The organism is Sporolactobacillus sp. CQH2019 (genome assembly GCF_028765345.1).
Taxonomy (GTDB): Bacteria; Bacillota; Bacilli; order Bacillales; family Sporolactobacillaceae; genus Sporolactobacillus.
In genome coordinates, this window is record NZ_JARAJZ010000003.1 from 159,692 (window position 1) to 184,614 (window position 24,923).

A 24,923-nucleotide genomic window follows, 5' to 3' on the forward strand; every position below is an offset into this window, starting at 1 on the left:
ATGTGCCAGCGTCGCACTCTTCATGAGTGCGTGGATTGAAATACAATCCGTGGACATTTGCGATGGGAAATGCGGAAGGTCGCACTCTTCATGAGTGCGTGGATTGAAATGATGTACAGCTGTGGGATGATGAAGCTATGCTGTCGTCGCACTCTTCATGAGTGCGTGGATTGAAATGGAAATTAGAAATTTAGCAGCCCAAGGAAATACGCGTCGCACTCTTCATGAGTGCGTGGATTGAAATTAAATATCGAATAATGGAATTGCTACTGTTGTATTGTCGCACTCTTCATGAGTGCGTGGATTGAAATGGAGAAAGTACCCGTGTGATCCACAATGTAATACGGTCGCACTCTTCATGAGTGCGTGGATTGAAATAAATCCTCATAGGTAAGATAAATATATTATAAATCGTCGCACTCTTCATGAGTGCGTGGATTGAAATTGGAACGCTTGACTATGACCGTCAAGTCCGGCATGTCGCACTCTTCATGAGTGCGTGGATTGAAATCGCAATGGATAAGATCAAAGCGGCTGATGTGGCGTCGCACTCTTCATGAGTGCGTGGATTGAAATTGCGCGATATCCCACAATGTATCACCGCTGACCACGTCGCACTCTTCATGAGTGCGTGGATTGAAATTACAAAGTAAGTGAGAAAAGTTATAAAAATCCAGTCGCACTCTTCATGAGTGCGTGGATTGAAATCAGGCCTGCTGAGCGTAAGCACCGGATCCTGCGGGGTCGCACTCTTCATGAGTGCGTGGATTGAAATAGTATGAACAGAAGATCCAGAAAAATGCGCATCGTCGCACTCTTCATGAGTGCGTGGATTGAAATGTCGCTGGCCGCGCAGCCGAGGGTAGACTTTATCGTCGCACTCTTCATGAGTGCGTGGATTGAAATGATTTGCCCCCACATGTCGATGCCGGACGGTCCTGTCGCACTCTTCATGAGTGCGTGGATTGAAATATGACCGCGCGACCACGAAATGACCACGCATCTTGTCGCACTCTTCATGAGTGCGTGGATTGAAATCAACTTCTTAATCTGTGCTTGCATTAGAGCAACACGTCGCACTCTTCATGAGTGCGTGGATTGAAATTGAAAAGGGGATAACATCATGCCGTCGTTTCAAGTCGCACTCTTCATGAGTGCGTGGATTGAAATAAGCTTATTCAGCGTGATTTGCTTCATCATTGCACGTCGCACTCTTCATGAGTGCGTGGATTGAAATTCCAAGCTGATACAGGTCTATGACGGCTTCGGAATGGTCGCACTCTTCATGAGTGCGTGGATTGAAATAGAATCAAAATGATCGTCAGGCTGTTTGGTCAACCGTCGCACTCTTCATGAGTGCGTGGATTGAAATACGATCGAACAGTATTTCCATGAGCGTTGCCGGCGCGTCGCACTCTTCATGAGTGCGTGGATTGAAATAGGAACATCACGATTTCCTGTTCAGAGACGTCCGGTCGCACTCTTCATGAGTGCGTGGATTGAAATTGAGTTTGTTCGGGAATATGAATGTCCGAACTGCCGTCGCACTCTTCATGAGTGCGTGGATTGAAATGGCCGTCATTCACAGCACACTGAAGTCCGGCCATGTCGCACTCTTCATGAGTGCGTGGATTGAAATCTCATGATTGAGGATGTGACCCTGGATGCCAACGGGGTCGCACTCTTCATGAGTGCGTGGATTGAAATAGCAGATGGCCGTAGACTCGATGGATCATGTCCGGTCGCACTCTTCATGAGTGCGTGGATTGAAATATTTTGATAAAACTTGAACTTAAAAACCCCAAAAGTCGCACTCTTCATGAGTGCGTGGATTGAAATCAGGCGCGACAAGTGTTATTACCGATCAGGGCAAGTCGCACTCTTCATGAGTGCGTGGATTGAAATCTGAGAAATTCCACGGGCAATCCGTTCTGCCTTTGTCGCACTCTTCATGAGTGCGTGGATTGAAATCTGTTGTTTGTAGAGAAAAATATTTATTAATGTAGTCGCACTCTTCATGAGTGCGTGGATTGAAATTTTTATCTGAACGTAGCGGGCTTTATAAACTTAGTCGCACTCTTCATGAGTGCGTGGATTGAAATATAATATTTGCCTCCCATGCCCTTACAAGAAGGGCGTCGCACTCTTCATGAGTGCGTGGATTGAAATACGCATTGCCATTTTCACTCACTCCTTTTTTTTGTCGCACTCTTCATGAGTGCGTGGATTGAAATGCTTATCTCCAAACCCTACAAACGGCTTTATTTGTCGCACTCTTCATGAGTGCGTGGATTGAAATTAATCTGTGAGGTTGTAACAAAACATATGATTAAGTCGCACTCTTCATGAGTGCGTGGATTGAAATATGAAAAATCTTATCGAATTCTTTCAATTGCTCTTGTCGCACTCTTCATGAGTGCGTGGATTGAAATATAAACTAAATTAATAAATAAATAAAAGAAAAGGAGTCGCACTCTTCATGAGTGCGTGGATTGAAATTACATGTCCGCGATTGTCGTACAATTGACCGACGTCGCACTCTTCATGAGTGCGTGGATTGAAATAAATTTAGCTCTTGAAGCGCAACTGTGCTATAAGCGTCGCACTCTTCATGAGTGCGTGGATTGAAATGAAAAGAGCTGGATAATGGCAGTCTGTCTGCTAGTGTCGCACTCTTCATGAGTGCGTGGATTGAAATAATATCAGAAATCTTATGCTTGTCACTGTTTGAGTCGCACTCTTCATGAGTGCGTGGATTGAAATTGTAAATGAAAAACAGCCCACAATTTTTACTACGTCGCACTCTTCATGAGTGCGTGGATTGAAATACTATCATACTTATATTTTTTCATTATTTTACTCCGTCGCACTCTTCATGAGTGCGTGGATTGAAATATTAAAGGCGATCTATGGTCCATGATTGAGATCTCGTCGCACTCTTCATGAGTGCGTGGATTGAAATTCTTGCCGGTAAATAATCGGGATTGTCTCTTAGGTCGCACTCTTCATGAGTGCGTGGATTGAAATGCCTATTACGATCGACAAGAGCGCTGAAATTATCTGTCGCACTCTTCATGAGTGCGTGGATTGAAATTTACATTTCCCAATGTTTGTATTCCAGCTAATGACGTCGCACTCTTCATGAGTGCGTGGATTGAAATCTGAATTTCACGGGCCTCTTTTTCAAGCTTTGCCGTCGCACTCTTCATGAGTGCGTGGATTGAAATTCTATCATGAACAGGCATTGCCATGCCGCCGAGTGTCGCACTCTTCATGAGTGCGTGGATTGAAATTTTCGGTATATTTTTTTTAATAATCGGTTTGAAATGTCGCACTCTTCATGAGTGCGTGGATTGAAATGATGCAGAATCAGCTCTTTATCCTGATACATCAAGTCGCACTCTTCATGAGTGCGTGGATTGAAATGGCTGCACAGCAGAGGACATTGACTAAGTTTGACGTCGCACTCTTCATGAGTGCGTGGATTGAAATCCTGCTTGGCGGCCAGCCGGACATGCTTTGCCTCGGTCGCACTCTTCATGAGTGCGTGGATTGAAATCGATCAACCGGCGCCTCATTTAAACGTGGCACGCGTCGCACTCTTCATGAGTGCGTGGATTGAAATAGGTGGATACCCAAGATGTTGGCGCAACTTCCGGCGGTCGCACTCTTCATGAGTGCGTGGATTGAAATTGGACATTATGTAATAGATACAACAAATCTATGCAAGTCGCACTCTTCATGAGTGCGTGGATTGAAATCTGAACTGATTACTTGGTTTAAATTTGATTGGAGTCGCACTCTTCATGAGTGCGTGGATTGAAATTGAACATCTGGAACTCAATAATCAGGTAAAAAAGTCGCACTCTTCATGAGTGCGTGGATTGAAATCGTGAAAATTATATCTGCACTGGTAAAGGAGAAAATGTCGCACTCTTCATGAGTGCGTGGATTGAAATAAGGCCCGACAGGCCCACAGGGCCAAGCCTTATAGTCGCACTCTTCATGAGTGCGTGGATTGAAATAGAATTTACTCGACGAATGCGGGGACTGCCCGAGGTCGCACTCTTCATGAGTGCGTGGATTGAAATTGATGCTGTTTATCGAATTGACGGCAATAGATTTGGTCGCACTCTTCATGAGTGCGTGGATTGAAATCATATAGCAATGCCCCTCCAAATCCATCCTGCCGTCGCACTCTTCATGAGTGCGTGGATTGAAATTTGAAAGTCGGGTATAAATCATAGTCAGCAGTCGGCGTCGCACTCTTCATGAGTGCGTGGATTGAAATTTAAGTCATTTAAAATATAATACGGTAGCCGTTTAGTCGCACTCTTCATGAGTGCGTGGATTGAAATGGATTTAACCATTTTTGAAATAAATATGAAAGATGTCGCACTCTTCATGAGTGCGTGGATTGAAATCCTGAAATGGAAAGACATCGACTTTGAAGAGTAGTCGCACTCTTCATGAGTGCGTGGATTGAAATACTCAGCTGGCTGATTTTTATCATCGCCGTTGCGTCGCACTCTTCATGAGTGCGTGGATTGAAATGCCTCTCTCTCACTTGTAGATTTGGATAAACTAGAGTCGCACTCTTCATGAGTGCGTGGATTGAAATGAAATTTGTATTTTCAACATTAATATTATTTGCCGTCGCACTCTTCATGAGTGCGTGGATTGAAATCCACCTCTGTTCGCCTTCAAACGTGGGGACATGGCGTCGCACTCTTCATGAGTGCGTGGATTGAAATTGTATCCCGTTCAGGCTGGCAAGCGCCGCAACGGGTCGCACTCTTCATGAGTGCGTGGATTGAAATGACACGACGCCGATATTTAAGCCGCGACCCTGTTGTCGCACTCTTCATGAGTGCGTGGATTGAAATACATTTTTTGGGCCTTTCCTTCACACGGGGTGAAGTCGCACTCTTCATGAGTGCGTGGATTGAAATCGATGCTATTGGTCCATCCGGCCAGTGCCGGGCATGTCGCACTCTTCATGAGTGCGTGGATTGAAATAAAAAATCCCTTGATTTGAGATGAATCAACTTCTTGTCGCACTCTTCATGAGTGCGTGGATTGAAATCGATGCTATTGGTCCATCCGGCCAGTGCCGGGCATGTCGCACTCTTCATGAGTGCGTGGATTGAAATGTACAATGCGGCAGACTGGACACTTAAAAAAATCGTCGCACTCTTCATGAGTGCGTGGATTGAAATATGAAATTGCTGGATGGCTGATGCCTCTGCAAACAGTCGCACTCTTCATGAGTGCGTGGATTGAAATAAATTCAGGATTCGAGATGCATAATCGTCAGCGAGTCGCACTCTTCATGAGTGCGTGGATTGAAATTTTGAACAAGATCAGTGGGGAATGGGACGATAGTCGCACTCTTCATGAGTGCGTGGATTGAAATCGACTCATAATGAAGGTACCTTGCCTGGTACCGAGTCGCACTCTTCATGAGTGCGTGGATTGAAATGTGATCGGGATCGCCTCGGCGGCCGTGACGCTGGTCGCACTCTTCATGAGTGCGTGGATTGAAATGCAGCGGCTCGTGTTGCTTAAGTGGGTGATTTATGTCGCACTCTTCATGAGTGCGTGGATTGAAATTTCCGGCAGATCGCAACAAAATATTATTATATGGGTCGCACTGTTTGTAGTAATTTAAAAGTACCCCACCAAAGTCATTAAAAATTCCCCCACTCTATTATAAAATGAACCCACAAAGGATGATGTCTTCTTGTGGGGAGATTGGGATGATGATGACTTTGAAACAGAAACAAGAAATTCTATTAATGTACTTGAGGGAGGGAAAGTCTCAAAGAGAGATAGCGCGAGATACAGGTATTGATCGTAAAACCATCCGGAAATATATCAACACCTATGAACAAAAGTTAGCTGAGCTGGAAGAAAGGAATATTCCTGTAGACCGGGAAGAACTAATTCAGGAGTTAGTTGAAGCACCTAAGTATCCTTCTAATGTCCGAAAAAAACGTGTCCTGACTGGGGGTATTGAAGGAAAGATTATCGGTTATCTTCAGGAGAATAAGGAAAAACGGGCAAGGGGACTTCACAAGCAACAGAAAAAGATTACGGATATTTATGAAGCACTGGTTGCAGAGGGAATAAAAGTCAGTTATAGTACGGTTCTTCGAACCGTTCGACAACTGGAGAAAAAAGTGAAGGAAGCTTATATTAGGGGATTCTATCAACCTGGGGATATCTGTGAATTTGACTGGGGTGAAGTAACGATCAACATTGCAGGCCATTTAAGAATCCTTCAGATGGCAGTTTTCACATCCGCCTATGGCAATTATCGAATGGCCTATCTTTTCTCAAAGCAAAAAACTGAATGTTTTCAGGAAGCCCATGCCCTGTTCTTCCAGAAAGTAGGCGGTGTGTACCGGACTATGATTTATGACAACATGAAGGTTGCCGTCAGACGATTTGTTGGGAAAAACGAAAAGGAGCCAACCGAAGGTCTGCTCAAACTCTCCCTCTACTATGGTTTTGGCTTTCGTTTCTGCAATATCCGTAGGGGAAATGAAAAAGGACACGTGGAACGGAGTGTTGAAGTGATTCGGAGGAAAGCCTTCGCTTTTCGTGATTCTTTCGAAACGCTCGAAGAGGCAAATACTTATCTTTATTCGGTTTGTGAACGATTAGCTGAGAAACCGCAATCTGAACGTGAAAATCAAACGGCTAAAGCTTGCTTAGAGACTGAACAAGCTTACTTTCCTCCCCTTCGTCCGTCTTTTGATGCCGCTCGATGTGTCGAGGCACGGGTGGATAAATATGCGACTCTTGTCATCGACCAAAGCCATTACTCCGTTCCGGATCACTTAGTCGGAGAGATGGTCCACGTGAAAATCTACACCAATCGAATCTGGTGCTATTACGACGGAGAAAAAATAGCGGAACATCAACGCCTGGCTGGTAACCATGAGTGGAGCCTGCACCTAGATCATTATGCCCGTACGCTAATGAAAAAGCCCGGTGCACTGGCTGGTAGCGCAGCCCTGCAGCAGGCAGATCAAAGAATACAATCCATTTATCACACTTATTATATCAATCATGAACGAGAATTTATAGAACTGATCCAGTACATCAAGGATGGTGCTGCGCTGGGTGAGGTGGAGCAAAGCATCCAGACTCTCTGCAGGATTAATCCCAGCCATGTCACAACAGATAAGATTAAGATCCTCTGTGCCAGAAATCAGGTCCAGAAATGGGTTATCTCTTCAGGTTCGGAAGAAACTCGGGCAATTAGTGAACAGGCTAAAATTCATCTCAAACTGTATGATGAACTCTTTCATACAGAAACTGTGGGCCAACTGGAGGAGATCCAATGAATCGTCATGAGGAACAGACAGAGCATATTTTACAATATTGCCGAGATATAAAATTACCAACAATTCGCCAATGTTTTGAGAAAGAAATTGAGGATGCCGCGCAGCAGGATGTAAGTTACGCAAAATTTCTCGCCCAACTTCTGCAGAAAGAGTGGGATGCCCGACGGGCAACTGCTCAGTATAACCGCATTAGACGAGCAGAATTTCCATACAAGAAATATCTAGAAGACTTATCTATTCCTGATCTTCCAGAGGATGCACAGAAAAAATACCATCTTCTTAAGACACTTAAATTTATCGAAGAAGGGCGGAACCTGATTCTAGCCGGTAATCCTGGGACCGGAAAAACACATACAGCCATCGGGCTGGGAATTACAGCCTGCGAAGCTGGGTATCGGGTTTGGTTTACGACCGTGCCTCTGCTTATCAATCAAATGAAAGAATGCAGATCGGACAAAACGTTGCGCAGTTTTCAGATGCGTTTTGAAAAATATGATCTAGTCATCGTAGATGAACTGGGCTATATTTCTTTCGACAAGGAAGGTGCCGAACTTCTCTTCACCCATCTGTCCCTTCGGGCAGGGCGAAAATCAACGATCATCACAACCAATCTATCGTTTGAAAGATGGGGAGAAATTTTTCAGGATCCTGTGATGACCGCTGCGATGATAGACCGATTAACTCACCAGGCCTATCTGGTGAATATGAACGGGAATTCTTACAGAATGAAGGAAACAAAGGAATGGCTTAAGGAGCAGCAGCTAAACTAGGCTTTAAAACCAGATCATGAAAAGAGGAAAATGAATGGGGCAAATGACCGCTACCGAGATTTTTCAGTTCATCCGTTCTTACGGATGGGAACCTGAGATGGAAGAAATTGTCCAATGGCTGAAAGAAGATTCCCTGATTCAGGCTGATTCAGAAGGAATCATGGATGAAAGATGGATGTATCGTTTTAACGACTGGCGTCGTATTAAAGGTACAGCTAACGAACCGGGCATTGATCCACAGACAAAAATAGACCGTCTTCTGGAGAAAATTGATCATTTAAAAAAGGAGATCGAAGATCTGAAAGAAAAAAATCTTCAACTGGAAAAACAACTGGGATTAGACCCATTTTAATTAGTGAAACTGTCCTTTGATTCCCCTGCTCAATCAAGAACCAGGTGGGGGAATTCTTAATGACTATGTGGGGGATTTTTCAATTGACAATTACATCGCACTCTTCATGAGTGCGTGGATTGAAATTACTGTTATAAAAGTTATCGAAAAGACTAAAAAAGTCGCACTCTTCATGAGTGCGTGGATTGAAATAAACAGAAAAAGTAGAAGAAAATGATACTGATCAAGTCGCACTCTTCATGAGTGCGTGGATTGAAATCGGATCTGATAAATATTGTTGCCTTTGGTGGATCGTCGCACTCTTCATGAGTGCGTGGATTGAAATAGATTGGCCAGGGATCGCTCGGCGCAGGCATAAAGTCGCACTCTTCATGAGTGCGTGGATTGAAATGAGATCGTCGCCTGGACGCTCGTTCCGGCCGCCAGTCGCACTCTTCATGAGTGCGTGGATTGAAATGTATATAATATTGACGAGGTGAGACACATGACAGGTCGCACTCTTCATGAGTGCGTGGATTGAAATGAGATCGTCGCCTGGACGCTCGTTCCGGTCGCCAGTCGCACTCTTCATGAGTGCGTGGATTGAAATTTTTTTATCGGTTGGTCTTGAAGTCTTTGCGGTTGTCGCACTCTTCATGAGTGCGTGGATTGAAATAAGTCGGTACCGATGAATGAAACGCTGGCGCTCAGGTCGCACTCTTCATGAGTGCGTGGATTGAAATATGGCCATACCATCCCATTTCACGAGACAATTTAAGTCGCACTCTTCATGAGTGCGTGGATTGAAATCGTTGATTGATAACTCTTAATCGGCGTTTAGCCGGTCGCACTCTTCATGAGTGCGTGGATTGAAATAACGCCTTTCGCGTAGCCGTTGAAAAGATTTGAGTCGCACTCTTCATGAGTGCGTGGATTGAAATACCTCCTTTCAGTGGGGCATGTATTCTTGAAATAGTCGCACTCTTCATGAGTGCGTGGATTGAAATCTACACAATTTGGCGATCGTGTAGGGGCTGGCGACGTCGCACTCTTCATGAGTGCGTGGATTGAAATCAAAATTATTTTTGTATGGCTGCTCAGCTTCCGGCGTCGCACTCTTCATGAGTGCGTGGATTGAAATACAATAAAATAGTCACAAAAGGTCTTATTTACTGCGTCGCACTCTTCATGAGTGCGTGGATTGAAATTTTGTCGTCTCAAAGTGCGGCGGAATGTAGTGCGTCGCACTCTTCATGAGTGCGTGGATTGAAATTCTACGATCGTTATCGCAAAAGCATTGGTAAAAGTTATAATGAACGAAACTAGCCCCTTAACCGTAGAGTCGTGGGTTAATCGGAGTCAGGTAAAGCTAGAATCGACTCTCCAAACAGAGCCATCATACGAAAGGAGCTAGCATAATGAATCCTAACATAAACTATGTCGGATTGGATGTTTCTAAGGAAAAAATCGCCGTTGCCGTCGCTGAGGAAGGAAGAAGCCAGCCCCGTTATCTCGGAGTGATCCCCTATCGGGAGAAGTCGCTGGGCAAACTCGTGGATCGGTGGGAGATCCGGAACAGCTGCGGGTCTGCTATGAAGCGGGGGTCACCGGCTATGGCCTTTACCGCTGGCTGAGTGCCCAGGGCATCGCCTGTGACGTCGTGGCCCCCTCCCTCATTCCCAGAAAACCTGGGGACCGGATCAAAACCGACCGCCGGGATGCGCTCCAGTTGGCCGCCCTCTATCGCGCCAGGGCCCTGACGCCGATCTATGTAACCCACAGAGGAGGATGAGGCCCTGCGCGATCTGGTCCGGGCCCGGGAGGACATGAGAGAGGAGCAGCTGCGGGCGAGACACTGGCTGGCCAAATTTCTGCTGCGCCACGGCATCAGAGAACCGCAGGGGGTGAGAAAATGGAGCGGCCGGTATCAGCAGTGGCTGGACCGGCTGACCTTCGAGCGCCTGTCGTCCCGGGTGGCCTTTGAGGAATACCGGCAGACGCTGGAAGCGATCGGAGCCCGGCTGCAGCGCATGGAAAAAGAGATCGCACACCAGGTGCAGGCCGGAGCCTGGGCGCCGCTGATTCAGGCCCTGCAGGTGTTTCGCGGCATTTCCGTGATCACAGCGGCCAGCCTGGTTGCCGAGATCGGCTCTTTCCAGAGGTTTCGGACGGCCCGGGCCTATATGGCTTATACGGGGCTGGTTCCCGGCGAGCGTTCCAGCGGTGCCAGCCGGCAGCAGGGACGGATCACTAAAACGGGCAATCGGCATGTTCGCCGTCTCCTCGTCGAAGCCGCGTGGCATTACCGGTGCCGGCCGGTCGTCAAAGGGGCTCTGAAAAAGCGTCAGGAGGGCCAGCCGGCCGAGCAGTTAAGCCTCTCCTGGGAAGCCCAGACCCGGCTGCACCGGAAATATAGCCGGCTGACCGGGCCGCCGGATAAACGGCCGAAGAAAGGTTCGAACGGGACACTCGGTCAAAACGGATTCAGCACACAGCCTGGTGAATAGGGCTGGGAGGCAAAGATTAAAACCGTCAAGGAGAACGCACGGCCCAGTTACTTGTGCTAGCCATCATCGGTGAATGCACGCCAACAGTTCGTGCCAGCTCCCGGGACGGAAAGATAAAATGTGAAAATCCACGGATATCAGTCTGCCTATCGGCGTGAACATTTTTGCCTTCGAGCCGTGCGCCCCATCCTCAGGAAAGGAGGGAAAGCCATTGCTCATTGTCTGACAGAAAAAAGGAATTTGGGAAGCAAAAGGGACGAAAAACACCCCTCTGGTTAAAGTTACCCAAAAAGGACGATTCCCAAAAGGTCAGTGGGGGCTATTGACAGTTTCGTTCATATCAGTCGCACTCTTCATGAGTGAGTGGATTGAAATGTCACTTATGATCCTGGGTACTTTAATCAGAATCGTCGTCGCACCCTTCATGAGTGCGTTGGATTTGAAATATGACGAACGTGCAGCGGCAATTACAATCTTCCTTGTCGTACTCTTCATGAGTGCGTGAATTGAAATTTTGCCATCTTTACCGCCTTTGCAAAATTCTTTGTCGCACTCTTTATAAGTGCGTGGATTGAAATACGTTCATATCGCCTTGTTAGATCGTTTTCTCTGAGTCGCACTCTTCATGAGTGTGTAGATTGACGGGAACATTTGAATAAAAAGGAAGTACGCGTCTATGATTATGTCGACGGAAAAGTCCCGATGCTCCGAAAGATGTTTCAAAAACGTCTCAAGGGGTATCAAGCGATGGGATATATTCCAATGGATCACGCTGCGGACAATAATGAACAAATGAGGCTGTTTTAACAAAAAGAGGCTATTCTAAAGGGATGGCCGCCGATCAGATTCAGATTCGAGAAGTCGGCCGATCCATGTTTTAAGAAATGAGAAACTGCCTCATAGTCGGGAAATCAACGGATGATCTATCCCTTTTTTCTTCGCATGAATCGATCAGACATAAAAACTCCCCTTTAGATGAGCAGATTTTATGATTTCATCTGTCAATCTAGGGGGAGTCTATCACAGTTGAGTAATCAGCCTATGAGACAGCCTCATTTTTTATATATTTCCGATGTGCTTAGGATAGAAGTATCAGGGGCGACGTCTCTATGGCCGGATTACAAATTTTTATCCATATTGAACGTCAGTTTCGACAGCGACATGGCGTCTGTCGTTAATTTCTGCAGCAATTCGCGTGTTTTATTGAGAGCGAGTTCTGCGTTGCGGCTGCCGGCTTCGGTCAGAATGCCGGGGATGCGCTCCTGATCCGCTTGTGCGGCTTCTGCGTCAGTTTGGGCGAGATTGCCCAGGAACCGGCTGTGCAGGTCGTCTTTATAATCTTCTACCTGTTTCAGAAAGGCGTTGTAATGCGGTTCCACGATGACAGGGATCGTTTTGTAAAGCCAGTAGGCCGATGTCAGGCAGAGCTTCCGGGGTGCTGCCGCATAGGCTTCGGGAACGGATGTAATGTTTGTGTAGAAAGGTACATAGGGGCTGAATGTGCCCGCCAGCTGAACCCATTGAATACCGGCAAGATCATCCGGGACATCCGGCCGGATCTGCAGGATATGCGAATCCTGTGTCCGGTTGAGCGAGATAGGGCGGAATGCCGTTTTGTCCGCTTCGCTGCCGGTCCCGAGCGGATCGTAAGGGGTTTCCTGATAGTGGGAGCTCAGAATATAGGCGATATCTTCCACCCCGATTTTCCGGTTGGCTTTGCGGAGAAACGGCAGGTTGTCGGATATCGGATCCTGCTCAATCCCGGGATTTAAATATTTTTGGCCGTACCAAACGCGCGGAGTGTTGTAGTGATGGTCGAAGACGGTTTGCGTGCCGAAAATGTTTCTGAAATGGATTGTATCAAAGCCGGTATTCAGATGATGTTTTTCAATGAAATCGATGAGGGTCGCGGCCGTCATGAAGTTGTCTTTGTCATCAGGATCGATTTCCTGAATCGCCATCTGGTTGGCGACCACGGCGTACGCATCGTCCGGTATGCGCTGAGCGGCCCACTGGTGACCGGTCGCAATTTCCATGTACCAGACTTCGTCCTTATCCGCGAACAGGATACCGTTTGATTCGGCGGCACCGTAGGTTTCGACGATCTTTCCGAGCCTTGCGACGCCGTCTCTGGCTGATGTGATGTAAGGCAGGACGACACTGACCATGCAGTCTTCGGCAATCCCGTTTTCGACGAGCGGGTCGTAACCCAGTACGCGCGGATTGCCGTAGATGCTTTCTGTTGCACTCATTGCCACGTTCTTTTCATTGATGCCTGCATCCGGGTACGTCTCGAAACGGTCTTCGCCGTCCGGAATCGTCGTGTAGCGGAATCGCTCCTTCGGCAAGGTGATTTGAAAATGATTGCCGGGCGAGTCGTAGTGTTCCTCCTGATCCAGAATCTCATGCGGGTGGACGGTGAGACGCTTCGGTACAATCACGTCATAGCTGTCCCCGTTGCGGGCGATCATTGTTGAGCCGTCAAGTGTTGCCTTCTTTCCAACCAATACGGTCGTACACGCTCCATGTGTTTTCTGCTGCATAACGAATCCCTTCTTATCCATTAGAATCTCGCAAAATCATCATGAAAATCATGAACCAGCTTCACAAATGAAGGATTGCTGAGCAATGCTTATCAGTTATAAGCGGATCATTTTAATAAAAAAAGACAAATGAAACTCGGTCGCTTATCATTTTAGCACAGAATGGCCTGCCTGACCGAAACGGCTGGCCTACCGGAAAAAAGTCACAGACGGCAGCCTCATGGATACGATCTGAACGGAGCTTCCTGTTTGGCGCAGAGCTTTTAACGAAGGTATTGCCCGGCGTACGGAACGGCCGTTGGACATTTTAAAACGCCCTTTGCTTCCAGATAAGAGAATCATGTGAATGGTATGACTGTCCTCAATATTTCCTGTTTAAGGCGCGGCTTTTTTAACACTGCGGAGAAAAAATTTAAAAGATTATCTATAAACGGCTGAACAAGGATACCGCATTCTTTGTCCGCTGCTTGAGATCCGTTCTGCGTGCGGCATCTTCAGTATGAACAGTCCCGTCCGGTGCCATTCAGGCCGGCCGGCGCCGTTTTTTTTACTCTGGAATAGTGGAAACGGATCAGAAAGGGCATGATGCTATTTTAATGAAAGAAACAAACGGCACTCTAAAAAAATGGGTGTGGCGGCTGGCGATGGCAGCGGTTTTAACATCTATGCGATGAGCCGGCCGGAAGATCGCAGTGCAGCGCGTTTCAACGCTGCAAAATGATTCAAGCGGACTTCAGACGCGATGAAAGCAAAGGCTGAGCATCGCACATGATGCAGCGGGCTTTTCAGGGGCTATTGACGTGCTGAAGCAAAGGTCCATGCGTGCGCCGATGTTCCGTGTTTTTCAGATTCCCGATCGATCTTTGAAGCGGAATATCCGACAGGAATCACGATAACTCGGGAAAGGCATGAAAATTTATCCATTATTTAATTGTTTTTTTAAACAGGTTATGACAAAATTTAATCGTACGATAAAAGAAAGGAGGTTCGTCGTCATGTCCAATGTTTCACTTGATAATGCGCTGCTCGCTCTTTTGGCGCAAACACAGGCACCGTCCGCGACTTCGTTGAGTTCGCAGTCCAATAGTACAGCCGGCACTTCTTCTGATTTTGCGAAATTGCTTGCTTCGGCATTAGTGAATGATTCGTCTTCATCCATGTTGAACAGCCTTTCAAGTACAGCCGATAGTACCGACAGTTCAGGCACGGACACCGGCCTGACGGGCGGATTGACTTCCGATTCACTTTCTTCCGGTTCTTCCGATAATCTGCTCTGGGACTTACTGGCTTCAACACTGTCCCAGCCGGCGAGCGGGACAACCGGCTCATCCAATGCGGTGCCTGCTGCCGCAGAAAGCGCATTGAACCTTTCCAATTCGATCGTGTGAGCGCACAGGCAGAAGCCTCTGGAGCAGTCATTGGACTGCCATTCCGGGGGCTTTTGCATTCCGCTCTTATCTCATTAGGCAGGCTTGAACGCCCGTATCTTGTTGTTCCCCTCCTGTGCTGCCTTGGTGAATGGCTTTTTTCGGATCTGCTTCCGGATGACGCCATAAACAGCAGCCCGGCCGTCATTGGATCTGTATCCTTTTAGCATGAAAAGATTTTCGGCACATCCACCGATTTTGCTTCTTCCATCTGTCAACTGGATCAGATCGATTTGAAATGCATTTTTAAAATGGGCATTTCCCGCCTGTTTTTGCGGATTCAGCCATTTTTCGTTCTTTAAAGAAGATCCGGCTTTGCTGCAGGCGAGTTGTGACGCCCGGGAAGGTCTCCTGCCGGACATGGTGCAGCGTTCAGGCTCGGCCGCCGAAAATGCTTTGCAGTAAAAAAATCCCGTCACATTCGAATGAGTGACGGGGCAGGCTGTGCTGAATTAAGGTGTTTCGGAATCGGCTCGTTTACATTTCTGCCGGCTTTAGTTCAGTTCCTGTCTGTCGGTTATTTTTTGCCCGACGATTTTCAGCTGGCCGGGAGCCGTTTCTTTAACCTGATAGTTGCTCTTGAGCGTAAAATCTTTGTTGACGAAGTTATCGTTTTGATCCGTATAGGATTCATTCCAGGCTTCCGACACGTCCATGCTGAATGTGTCCTTTCCGATGTACTGAATGTTCGTAATATCAAAGGACTGGTTCGATTCTGAAATGCCCTGGCTGTTGAATTTTTTCGCGTTGGCAATCTGCATGTTGGAAAAATCGGTGTCTGTTTCGAAATAAGAAGCAAACTCACTCGTGTCGCCGCTCGATACGGCGGTTCCCAGGGCATCGAAGAAGTTGCTGAAATAAGAATTCAGCGTGTTCCGGTTTGTGCCGCTGTCGTTTCTGTCCAGAACGTAAAAATTGTCGGAGCCGCTTTCGTCGAAAGTCAGATCGATGCCGTCGTTTTCCGCCTGGTCAAGCGTCAGACTACTGCCGTCGTAGCTGCTGTCTGAAATGTTTACGGAATCTGTCTGTATCGACTGGCCGTTCACTGTATACTTGGCATAGAATGAAGGACTGTCATTTTCTTTGAAAGGGCCCCACTCTGTAACCTGTGCCAGTGTCTTTCCTGTATCCTTTCCGTTGACGTAAAGTTCCGCATCACTGATATTGCTGCGGACGGGAATATAGATTCCGGAGAAATCCACCTTGACTCCCGCTGAATGAATCGCTTCCTGTACGGACGTGTTCATGCTTGAAGATTTTCCATAAATGGTATAGTAACCCGGAATCACTCCAGCCAGTGTCAGCGTTTCCGGCGAATTGGCCGACGCCTGAGCGGCGGTCTGCGCTTTGCCGACACCTTCAATGCCGACCTGCATCCCTTTTAAATTCGTGATTACCAATGGATGAATCAGATTCGCCCTAATCTGATAGTTATTGAAGATGAAAAATTTCTTCCCGCTCTTCTCAAGATAATAAGGAGAGGAGCTGCCGCTCTGAGTGTCGGCCGATTTAATCGATTGCTGGAATGAATGCAGTACATTAGTATATATGCCGGGCTGTTTCTGAAATAAAGCGAGCATCGCCTTGATTTGAGAACGATCGGCCGGCATATTTCCGTTTGTATGAACGAGTCCTGCCAGCGTATGTACATCCTGGTTCTGTACCGCATTTTTAAAAGCGTCGATGGTCCGCTGCGGATCGGCCATCGTTTTTCCAATGAAAAACAGAGCGCCGACGATCACGATGACGGCGATGATCGGAATATAGATTCTTTTTTTGAGTGTCAGTGATTTGGCTGTATAACGGGTCTGCGGTTCTGCCTCGGCAGCCGCCTGTTCCATGATTTGCGGCGGGGCCGGCTGAACGTGTTCGGCCGATTGGGCCGGGTTAACGGGGAACCCGCAGCCCGGACAAAATTTAGCGTCCTCTTTAAGCGGTGAACCGCAGTGCGCGCAATATTTTGCCATAGATAAGCTTCCTTTCCGTGCGGCTTGGCGAATGCCTGTTTAAAATGGATTAATCGAATTCATAATCTGCTGAATGGTGACGATGAGATATTGTTTCAGTATGACAAAGAGAATGATATTATAGACAACCTGGCATGCCGTGATCAGATAAAAAGTATCAAAGCCCGACGGCTTGCAAAAAGAATACAGAGTCATAAAAAATGCGATCTGCAGGCCGATGAGAAGCAGAGAGAAAAGATAGATGTAACTGGATTCAAAGATAAAGGGAAGAATGATCATGGCTGCCGAGACCAGCAGCAGCGGGACGCACAAATGGCCTAAACGGGCAATGATCGACCGATACGTCACCGGAAATTTGGCGATCTTTAAGAATATGAAAATTAAAAGTGCATAAAGAGCAAGATAAGCTGCCATGATCAGCAGTCCCCTGATGAAAAAATTGAATCCGAGCGTCGGAGCGGAGGAAAGAAAGCTGAAATTCAATGTCTGGAAAAGCCGGTTGCCGATAATGACCAGAGACAGCGGGACAAATACGGACAGCAGCACGAGCGTGATTAATCCGTCCCTGAAGTTTTCCGAGAGCCGGCCGGGCGATTTTAACCCATTTTTGACATAGGACCAGTAATTTGAAAAAAGTTCGGTGTTGATCGTGATATCGCCCTTCGAAGCCGTTGCAGCGGTTTGCTCATGAGCCGCGCTTTCCTGATTGTCAAGCGGCCTGCCGCAATGCGTGCAGAACTTTGCCGACTCGTCATTTTCAGTCCCACAAAACTTGCAAATCAAATGAATCAATCCTCCCATCATATACTGTAAATGAATCAAAACTATTATACCATCACAGATCCGTCTCTCTTATAAATTAACAAGATTAAAATTTTATTCTTTTTCTGGAAAAATGATGAAGCGCGCAGATCGTATAAAATCCGTCTCTGAACTTCGGCGCTTTGCCGTTGCTGAGCTGTGTGTGGCCGGCTGGGAATCAGACAGCTTAACGGTGTTTTGACAGACTGAACGGCCGATTCTTCCGGATAACCGATCGTCTAGTCCGGCGGATACTCTGCGGCCTGTCCCAGGAGCAGGCCCAATAAAAAAATCGGAGTGAACTTTTCCCGGAAAAAGCTCACTCCTGATTTCGGAACGGTACGCCATTAGCAGCCTTCAGACTCTCAGCCGATTTTCCGATTTGATTCTGCCTGTCTGTGCCCTTTAACCACATTTTAAAAAATTTGAGGACTTTTCAGTCTTGCCCGATCGGGGACCCATTCAGTGAATACCGTTAAGAAACCTTTTATTATTAATGAAGGTTTTCGTCGCCTGCTCCTTTTTCGAAAAGATCGGTTTTATTGTATCGGCGAAATGACTTCCAGGTCCCGCTTGTTCGTGCGCGGGCCGAAGACGCCGATGACGAAGGCGACGATCAGCATCGAAACTGAAATAAAAGCGAAAACGCCGATGACGCCGAAGTGAATGAGCAGCTGGGCGATAATAAGGCCTGAGAAGGCTGAACTCAATCTGCCCCAGCTGTAACTGAAACCGACGCCGGTTGCCCTGAGCCGTGTTGGAAACAGTTCGGCCTGATAGGAATGGTAGATTGCGCTGAACCAGTTATTGAGCAGAGTGATAATCAGGCCGATAACGATGATCCAGAACGGGATGCGCATGAATGAAAAGATTGTTCCCGCGACTGCGATGCCGAGCGAGAGAAGCACAATCAGCCATTTCCGCTCGAAGCGGTCGGAAGTCGCCATGCCGAGCAGCGGACCGAACGGATTGGCGAGCGCGATGATAAATGTGTAGAGCAGGGAATGAACGAGGGTGACGCCTTCGCTGACAAGCAGTGTCGGCACCCAGGATGCAAATCCGTAAAAACCGACGGTCTGAAAAACATTGAAAATAATCAAGGTGATGGTGCGTGAACGGTAGGGCGGTTTGAAGATTTCGGAGAACTTGCCCTTTTCCGTTTCCTTCACGTTGTCGATGATGACAGGAGGAAGGCTTCCTTTTTCCTTGGCAATCTGCTGCTCAATTTTTGCGATTTCTCTTTCAGCCTCTTCCGTTCTGCCGCGTTTTTCCAGCCAGCGCGGCGATTCCGGAATGCCGAGGCGGATCCACCAGATGAAAACGGAGCCGACTCCGCCGATGATCGCCACCCAGCGCCAGCCGTCGATCAGGAAATGCGTCGGCACGAGGAAATAGGAAAGCAAAGTGACGATCGGAACGGCCAGAAAGGTGATAAAATGGGCGAAAGCAACATAAAAGCCGCGATGTTTTGAAGGGGTCAGTTCGCTGATATAGGTATCGATGATGACCAGCTGGGCGCCGACACCCAATCCGGCACCGAAGCGCAGAAGATCGATCCAGAGCTGGTCGGGGGCAAAAGCCATCAGTATGGTAAACAGCGAATAGATGAGCAAAGAGTAGACATATCCGTTTTTCCTGCCGATCCGGTCGCTGATATGGCCGAAAATCGTGGTTCCGAGGAACATCCCGAAGAAACCGGAACCGATAAAATAGGCGAGGCCGGCCGTTGAGATCAGTCCCTGATTGACCAGAGTCACGCCGATGGCCCCGGCGAGAAACAGTTCGTAAAATTCAAAAAGGCCTCCTGTTGCGATGCGTGAAATCATTTTCAGAAAAACATTGGAGGCGGGTAAGCGATTCATCCGGTCGGCAACAGTGGGCTGATTGTTAGTGACTGCCACAGTAAAATTCCTCCTTAAGAGCATTATTGTAGGCGCTTTATTGCTTGCACCGCTCAATCCTGGATTATTTTCTTTTGATCTGTCCCGTCGGCCGATCATGTTTTCTCGGAATGCCGGCCTGCAGCAGAAAGCTGCCGCCGTCGTGTCCGACAACTTCTTTCATCTCCGCGGACGTCTTCAATAGTTTTTCTAGGTCGATTCCCGTTTCAATTCCTGTTTCGGACAGCATATAGACGAGATCTTCCGTGGCGATATTGCCGCTTGCTCCGGGCGCGTACGGACAGCCGCCGAGCCCGGCCACGGAGCTGTCGAACTCGGTGATGCCCTGCTGAAGCGCGGCGAGGACATTGGCCTGCGCCAGACCGCGTGTATTGTGAAAGTGGGCCGAGAAGACGGCGGCGGGGAAAAGGCTTTTCAATTCGCCGAAATAGGCAAAAACCTGCTGCGGATTCGCCATGCCCGTCGTATCGGCCAGCGTGATTTCCAGGATGCCCAATTCCAGATAAGCGCGGATCAGCCGCTCAACCTGCGCCAGCGGGACGTGGCCTTCGTAAGGGCACCCGAAGGCTACGGATAGCGATCCGCTCGCTTTGATCCCGTTTTTAATGGCAAATTCGGCGATCGCGCGGATCTTTGCTAGCGCCTCGTCGACCGTGCAGTTGGTGTTGGCAAGACTGTGCGCGTCCGATGCCGACAGGATGCATTTTACTTCTCTAATGCCGACGCTTACGGCGCGCGCTGCCCCTCTGACATTCGGGACAAGCGCACGCAGTGCGATCCCCGGCAGATCCCGGACGCGCTCGACAACTTCTTCCGCGTCTTTCAGCTGCGGAATGGCAAGCGGGTGGACGAAGGAAGTCACCTCCATCGCCGAAATGCCCGCTTCCTGCAGCAGATGAATCAGGCGGACTTTATCATCCGTTGCGATCCATTTATCCTCCGCCTGAAATCCGTCGCGTGTCGACACCTCGCAAAGTCGGACCTTCTTCGGCAATCGCATCCGGTTCATCAGATCACTCCTTTTTGGTGAAACGCTTTCAATGTTTCCCGTGACAGGCCCAGTTCACCTGCAAAAATCTCTTCGTTGTGTTCGCCGAGTTCCGGTGCCCGGTGCCGGACGACGCCCGGAGTTTTGGAAAATTTGGGAACCACTCCGGGCACTTTGATTTTGCCCAGCCGCGGATGTTCCACTTCAACGATGTTTTCCCGGGCCTGGTACTGGGGATCGCGGAAAATGTCCGCAATGCTGTAAATCGGGCTGACCGGTACGCCGTGGCTGTCAAGCAGATCGACGAGTGTTTTCTGATCGTACTGCCGGATCCATTCCGATACGATTTTTTCTACATCGGGATCATGGACGAGCCGGACCGAGTTCGTGCAGTAACGCGGATCGGCCAGCATGTCTTCGCGTCCCATGACTGCGGCCAAACGGGCAAATGTCGAATCGGTGCTGGTGACGAGCACGACGTATCTGCCGTCCTTCGTTTCAAAGGTCCCGGCCGGACTCGAATGGCCTTCGAGCCCCGGGCTTCGTTCCCGGACCGAGCCGGTCTGGTCATACTCGGCGATCAGAAATTCCATCATCCGGATCATCGGCTCATAAAGGCCGAACTCGGCAACCTGGCCTTCCGGATCGTGATTTTTTTCCTGATAAAAAAGGGCGCTGACTGCCGCAAAGGCCGCAAAGATACCAGCCAGATAATCAAGCAGTGAAAGGGACGGCGTGACCGGCGGCCGGTCTTTGTAGCCCTGCAGATAGGTATAGCCGCTGAAGGCCGTCGCCGGCGTTCCGAATCCGGCTTTATTCCTGTAAGGCCCGGTCTGCCCATAGCCCGACACGCGGACCATGATCAGCTTTGCATTGCTTTTTTTCAGTTCATCGTAGCCGAGCGACCATTTTTCGAGCGTCCCGGGCCGGAAATTCTCGATCAGCACATCCGCCGTTTCTGTCAGTTGTTTGAACAGCTGCTTGCCTTCCTCAGTGCGAATATCGAGCGTGATCGATTTTTTGTTGCGCGACATACCCGGCCAGCGCAGTGTTTCCTTACCGTTCCACGGGCCGACATTCCTCAGTGTATCGCCCCGGCCCGGCAGTTCGACTTTAATAATTTCGGCGCCGAGATCTCCGAGAAGCGACGCGCCGAACGGAGCGGCAATCATTGTTGAGACATCAAGCACACGGATGCCGGTCAAAGGGCCGTTATTTGGCTTCATTTTTCTTCATCCCTCCTTCATACACGAGAATAGAGCGGCGCAGGGCGCTCAAATGATTTTTAACCGCTTCGACGGACAAGGCCTTATTCCGTTTCATGAGAGCGTTCAGAATCGCTTCATGTTCTCGTAAATCTTCGGTCTGTCTTTTTTCTGAAAAAAGCGTCCATTTCCGGATCCGGCAGATCAGATTCGCGTTTGCTTCCATCATCGAGACGAGAATAAAATTGTGCGAGGCCCGCGCGAGAGACAGATGGAAGTTCAGGAACGCTTTTTTTTGTTTATCGGCCGATTCAAAATCGGCGGCCGGATTTTCCAGATCCTGTTTTATAACGGCAAGTTCCTGTTCCGTTGCCCGCGCGCAGGCGAGTTCGGCAACTTTCGGCTCCAGCGCTTCTCTTGCCTCAATGAATTGCAAAACCGCATTTTTTTCAACAATACCGGCTGAATTCAAATGATAGGACATGACAAGCTCCTGATCGCTGTTCTGAATGAACCGTCCGCCGCCCTGCCGTGAAATCACTAAACCGTCCGCTTCCAGTACGCGGAAGGCTTCGCGTACGGATGTCCGGCTGCATCCCAGATACGCGGCCATTTTTCTTTCACTCGGCAGCCGGTCGCCGGGTTTCAGTTTTTTCTCATCGATCAGCTCCTTAATCTGGAAGATGATGTTTTCGTAGACCCGCTGACATTCAACTTCAGAGAAAAACGGCATGTCGACGCTCCTTCCTGTGCCATTGGGCTGCTGGGTGGCCCAATTCAACGTCAATGTATGAGGCAGAACATCGCTTTATGAATGATTTGTGACAAGATGAAGAATGAGCAGGGGAAAATGATGGAGGAAAATTGATGCGGCCGGGCGAAAAAACGATCGGAGTTGTTGAAATAGAGCTCATTTATGCATGCGATATTTCTCGAGGGATGGGACGGCCGCTTTATTCTTAATGAAAAGGAATCCGGCCGGACACGGGAAAAAATGCACGATCGATGCTATAGTAAAAGATGCGAAATAAACCCGCCCGGAATAGCAAGACGGGCAGCCGCAGAAAAAATTTTGCCGGATGCTTCATCTGATTCTCAGGGATTTTCAGAGCAGAGAGCCTCCGATCCGGAGCGATCATGGCCGAATTCGCGCAAGCGCTTCTTGCCATGCTGCGGCCGTCAAGTGCCGTTCGGCTGTTTTTTTGCCTGGAGGCGGGCAGCCGCGGATGTTGAGCGCCCATCTTCGAAATGGGGATGGCGCTGTGCTCCGGTCCGGGAGATGGGCCGAGTCTGGTGGGACGCCCCGCTGTACTTCATACACAATAAGGTCTGAACGGAAAACGGGGATGGGCCTGCTTTGAGTGAGCGGCTGCGATGACGATGGATCTATCTGACGGTGCTATAAAGCCGGATACCGATTAAGGAGTGATTCAATGGGCCGGATCATGAACGGCAAGACGATGGATAAATGGGCGAGCCGCTTTCCGCTCATCCGGAAGATTGCGGCGATGGATGAGCTGCTGTGGCTGAATCCGGGATATGGGAGGACGCCCGCTTCAATAGCCGTTACAGCGGCGGACGTGGCCGACGCCGAGCGGCGATGGGTCCGTTTTGCCCCATATATTAGAAAGGCTTTTCCCGAGACGGCGAGTGCGAACGGCCTGATTGAATCGCCGCTTTATTCAGTTCCGCGGATGAAGGAATTTTTGCAGGCTTCGTCGTCTGTACCGATTCCCGGACGGCTGATGATGAAGGCGGACAGCGAGCTGCCGATTTCCGGATCGATCAAGGCGCGCGGCGGGATTTATGAGGTGCTGAAAACGGCCGAACGGTTGGCGATCGGCTGCGGTTTGTTGAAAGAGTCGGATGATTACGCGGTTCTTGCAGATGATTCTTTCAAGGCATTTTTTTCAGACTATGCGATTGCTGTCGGTTCGACAGGCAATCTTGGCCTGAGCATCGGCATCATGGCGGCGAAACTCGGCTTTCATACGACCGTGCATATGTCGCGCGATGCCCGGCAGTGGAAAAAGGATCTGCTGCGTGAAAAGGGAGCGGAGGTCAGAGAGTATGAAGCCGATTACAGCACAGCCGTCGAAGCGGGGCGCAGACAGGCGGCAAGCAACCGCCGCTGTCATTTTATCGATGATGAGCATTCAAAAGATCTGTTTGTCGGCTACGCGACGGCCGGCGATCGGCTGAAGAAACAGTTTCAGAAGGCCGGAATTGCTGTTGACGGCGGGCATCCGCTGTTTGTTTTCCTTCCGTGCGGAGTCGGCGGTGCCCCGGGCGGAGTGACATTCGGCCTGAAGCAAGCATTCGGAGAAAACGTTCACGCCTTTTTTGTCGAGCCGACGCACTCGCCAAGCTTTCTGCTTGGGCTGCTGACCGGACTGTACGACCGGGTTTCGGTGATAGATTTCGGACTGGATAACCGTACGGCTGCGGACGGGCTCGCCGTGCCGAAAACGTCCGCGTTTGCCGGAAAAGCGGCGGGGCACCTGATATCGGGCTGCCTGACCGTCTGCGACCGCCGCCTTTTTCAGCTGCAGAAGGGGCTCGCCGATACGGAAAGGCATTGGATCGAACCGTCGGCCGCTGCCGGAATCGCCGGGCCGCAGATGCTTCTCGGTACGGAATTCGGGAAACATTATCTGCACATCCACCATCTGACTGAAAAGACCGCCGACGCAACTTTTCTCTTATGGGCAACAGGAGGGGGCATGGTCCCGCAAAAAATCCGGGCTGCCGATTATGAAAGGGCCTCCCGGATCTGACCGTTTCGAATAATCACTGCTTAATCCGGAATGTCAGTGTCCTCTTCTTTTTTGCTGACGTATTCATTGGGCACGCCGCTGCCGTCCGAATGATGATTTTTTTCCTGGGCAAGCCGGCCGTTCCGGTGTTCGCCGCTGTTTTCCCGGGATTTGAACTGGCGCTTGAATTCCTGCTCTTTATTAACCATGAGACCTCTCCTTTTTAAAGCTGTCGGATACGTTATTCTTTCATCGAAGAAGCGATTTTATGCATGATTCCATGGACAGAAAGCCGTCAGGCGTTGCCTGATTATATCATCATCGCCGGCGGCAGCCTGTCCTTAAAATTTGCTTGCCGGAATCTGCGTGCGG

The 24,923-nt window shown here is 49.0% G+C and carries 17 protein-coding genes and 2 CRISPR repeat arrays (1 of these 19 cut by a window edge); of the genes, 9 read left to right on the plus strand and 8 right to left on the minus strand.

The window, feature by feature from the left end:
- Nucleotides 1–5,613: direct repeats of the CRISPR family, unit length 32 nt; unit sequence GTCGCACTCTTCATGAGTGCGTGGATTGAAAT; it begins 24,220 nt to the left of the window's first position.
- A 149-nt stretch (nt 5,614–5,762) separates the two neighbouring features.
- The 7 genes from istA to OYT88_RS05550 all read left to right on the plus strand — a co-directional run bounded on the left by istA (nt 5,763) and on the right by OYT88_RS05550 (nt 11,770).
- Complete coding sequence (gene istA, locus OYT88_RS05520) at nt 5,763–7,355, plus strand: IS21 family transposase (protein WP_274398456.1); 1,593 nt, start codon at nt 5,763–5,765, stop codon at nt 7,353–7,355.
- On the plus strand, nt 7,352–8,125 hold the full coding sequence (gene istB / locus OYT88_RS05525) for an IS21-like element helper ATPase IstB (protein WP_274398457.1): 774 nt from the start codon (nt 7,352–7,354) through the stop codon (nt 8,123–8,125). Before istA ends, istB begins: the two co-directional genes overlap by 4 nt.
- Nucleotides 8,126–8,222: 97 nt before the next feature.
- Complete coding sequence (locus OYT88_RS05530) at nt 8,223–8,477, plus strand: hypothetical protein (RefSeq protein ID WP_274398458.1); 255 nt, start codon at nt 8,223–8,225, stop codon at nt 8,475–8,477.
- A 94-nt stretch (nt 8,478–8,571) separates the two neighbouring features.
- Nucleotides 8,572–9,729: direct repeats of the CRISPR family, unit length 32 nt; unit sequence GTCGCACTCTTCATGAGTGCGTGGATTGAAAT.
- Nucleotides 9,730–9,874: 145 nt separating this feature from the next.
- Complete coding sequence (locus tag OYT88_RS05535; protein WP_274398459.1) at nt 9,875–10,090, plus strand: hypothetical protein; 216 nt, start codon at nt 9,875–9,877, stop codon at nt 10,088–10,090.
- 192 nt (nt 10,091–10,282) lie between these two features.
- Nucleotides 10,283–10,963 (plus strand): transposase, encoded by a 681-nt coding sequence (locus tag OYT88_RS05540; RefSeq protein ID WP_274398461.1) that lies wholly within the window; start codon nt 10,283–10,285, stop codon nt 10,961–10,963.
- A gap of 373 nt (nt 10,964–11,336) precedes the next feature.
- Nucleotides 11,337–11,468 carry a hypothetical protein gene (locus tag OYT88_RS05545; protein WP_274398462.1) on the plus strand — a complete coding sequence of 44 codons (132 nt, stop codon included), beginning with the start codon at nt 11,337–11,339 and terminating at the stop codon, nt 11,466–11,468.
- Between the two features lie 146 nt (nt 11,469–11,614).
- Nucleotides 11,615–11,770 carry a hypothetical protein gene (locus OYT88_RS05550; RefSeq protein ID WP_274398463.1) on the plus strand — a complete coding sequence of 52 codons (156 nt, stop codon included), beginning with the start codon at nt 11,615–11,617 and terminating at the stop codon, nt 11,768–11,770.
- 311 nt (nt 11,771–12,081) lie between these two features.
- Here OYT88_RS05550 and OYT88_RS05555 read toward each other — a convergent pair whose 3' ends face one another.
- A complete protein-coding gene (locus tag OYT88_RS05555) occupies nt 12,082–13,506 on the minus strand; it encodes a C69 family dipeptidase (RefSeq protein ID WP_274398464.1) in 1,425 nt (474 codons plus the stop codon).
- Nucleotides 13,507–14,501: 995 nt separating this feature from the next.
- On the opposite strand from OYT88_RS05555, the gene OYT88_RS05560 reads away from it, so the two are divergent.
- Nucleotides 14,502–14,894 (plus strand): hypothetical protein, encoded by a 393-nt coding sequence (locus OYT88_RS05560; protein WP_274398465.1) that lies wholly within the window; start codon nt 14,502–14,504, stop codon nt 14,892–14,894.
- Nucleotides 14,895–15,427: 533 nt separating this feature from the next.
- On the opposite strand, the gene OYT88_RS05565 is transcribed toward OYT88_RS05560, so the two are convergent.
- The 6 genes from OYT88_RS05565 to OYT88_RS05590 form a co-directional block, all read right to left on the minus strand.
- Nucleotides 15,428–16,900 (minus strand): zinc ribbon domain-containing protein, encoded by a 1,473-nt coding sequence (locus OYT88_RS05565; RefSeq protein ID WP_274398467.1) that lies wholly within the window; start codon nt 16,898–16,900, stop codon nt 15,428–15,430.
- Between the two features lie 39 nt (nt 16,901–16,939).
- A complete protein-coding gene (locus OYT88_RS05570; protein WP_274398469.1) occupies nt 16,940–17,683 on the minus strand; it encodes a zinc ribbon domain-containing protein in 744 nt (247 codons plus the stop codon).
- A 557-nt stretch (nt 17,684–18,240) separates the two neighbouring features.
- Nucleotides 18,241–19,602 (minus strand): MFS transporter, encoded by a 1,362-nt coding sequence (locus OYT88_RS05575; protein ID WP_274398470.1) that lies wholly within the window; start codon nt 19,600–19,602, stop codon nt 18,241–18,243.
- 64 nt (nt 19,603–19,666) lie between these two features.
- Nucleotides 19,667–20,611, minus strand: a complete 945-nt coding sequence (locus tag OYT88_RS05580; protein WP_274398473.1) for a hydroxymethylglutaryl-CoA lyase — start codon at nt 20,609–20,611, stop codon at nt 19,667–19,669.
- Entirely contained in the window at nt 20,611–21,816 is a 1,206-nt protein-coding gene (locus OYT88_RS05585; protein WP_274398474.1) for a CaiB/BaiF CoA transferase family protein, read from the minus strand. Before OYT88_RS05585 ends, OYT88_RS05580 begins: the two co-directional genes overlap by 1 nt.
- Nucleotides 21,803–22,528, minus strand: a complete 726-nt coding sequence (locus tag OYT88_RS05590) for a FadR/GntR family transcriptional regulator (RefSeq protein ID WP_274398476.1) — start codon at nt 22,526–22,528, stop codon at nt 21,803–21,805. The genes OYT88_RS05585 and OYT88_RS05590 overlap by 14 nt, the downstream gene beginning before the upstream one ends.
- A gap of 700 nt (nt 22,529–23,228) precedes the next feature.
- On the opposite strand from OYT88_RS05590, the gene dsdA reads away from it, so the two are divergent.
- The gene (dsdA, locus tag OYT88_RS05595) at nt 23,229–24,572 is read left to right on the plus strand and encodes a D-serine ammonia-lyase (RefSeq protein WP_274398477.1); all 1,344 of its coding nucleotides are present in this window, start codon (nt 23,229–23,231) and stop codon (nt 24,570–24,572) included.
- Nucleotides 24,573–24,592: 20 nt separating this feature from the next.
- Here the strand turns inward: dsdA and OYT88_RS05600 are convergent, their stop codons facing one another.
- Nucleotides 24,593–24,760 (minus strand): hypothetical protein, encoded by a 168-nt coding sequence (locus OYT88_RS05600; RefSeq protein WP_274398478.1) that lies wholly within the window; start codon nt 24,758–24,760, stop codon nt 24,593–24,595.
- Nucleotides 24,761–24,923: the final 163 nt, after the last annotated feature.

Bases quoted from the DNA above. Each gene is read 5' to 3' on its own strand.
- OYT88_RS05535 (WP_274398459.1), top strand. From the start codon at position 9,875: ATGAATCCTAACATAAACTATGTCGGATTGGATGTTTCTAAGGAAAAA.
- OYT88_RS05585 (WP_274398474.1), bottom strand. From the start codon at position 21,816: ATGAAGCCAAATAACGGCCCTTTGACCGGCATCCGTGTGCTTGATGTC.
- OYT88_RS05565 (WP_274398467.1), bottom strand. From the start codon at position 16,900: ATGGCAAAATATTGCGCGCACTGCGGTTCACCGCTTAAAGAGGACGCT.
- OYT88_RS05540 (WP_274398461.1), top strand. From the start codon at position 10,283: ATGAGAGAGGAGCAGCTGCGGGCGAGACACTGGCTGGCCAAATTTCTG.
- OYT88_RS05530 (WP_274398458.1), top strand. From the start codon at position 8,223: ATGGAAGAAATTGTCCAATGGCTGAAAGAAGATTCCCTGATTCAGGCT.
- istB (WP_274398457.1), top strand. From the start codon at position 7,352: ATGAATCGTCATGAGGAACAGACAGAGCATATTTTACAATATTGCCGA.
- OYT88_RS05580 (WP_274398473.1), bottom strand. From the start codon at position 20,611: ATGAACCGGATGCGATTGCCGAAGAAGGTCCGACTTTGCGAGGTGTCG.
- dsdA (WP_274398477.1), top strand. From the start codon at position 23,229: ATGGGCCGGATCATGAACGGCAAGACGATGGATAAATGGGCGAGCCGC.
- OYT88_RS05555 (WP_274398464.1), bottom strand. From the start codon at position 13,506: ATGCAGCAGAAAACACATGGAGCGTGTACGACCGTATTGGTTGGAAAG.
- OYT88_RS05560 (WP_274398465.1), top strand. From the start codon at position 14,502: ATGTCCAATGTTTCACTTGATAATGCGCTGCTCGCTCTTTTGGCGCAA.
- istA (WP_274398456.1), top strand. From the start codon at position 5,763: ATGATGACTTTGAAACAGAAACAAGAAATTCTATTAATGTACTTGAGG.
- OYT88_RS05600 (WP_274398478.1), bottom strand. From the start codon at position 24,760: ATGGTTAATAAAGAGCAGGAATTCAAGCGCCAGTTCAAATCCCGGGAA.
- OYT88_RS05545 (WP_274398462.1), top strand. From the start codon at position 11,337: ATGTCACTTATGATCCTGGGTACTTTAATCAGAATCGTCGTCGCACCC.
- OYT88_RS05590 (WP_274398476.1), bottom strand. From the start codon at position 22,528: ATGCCGTTTTTCTCTGAAGTTGAATGTCAGCGGGTCTACGAAAACATC.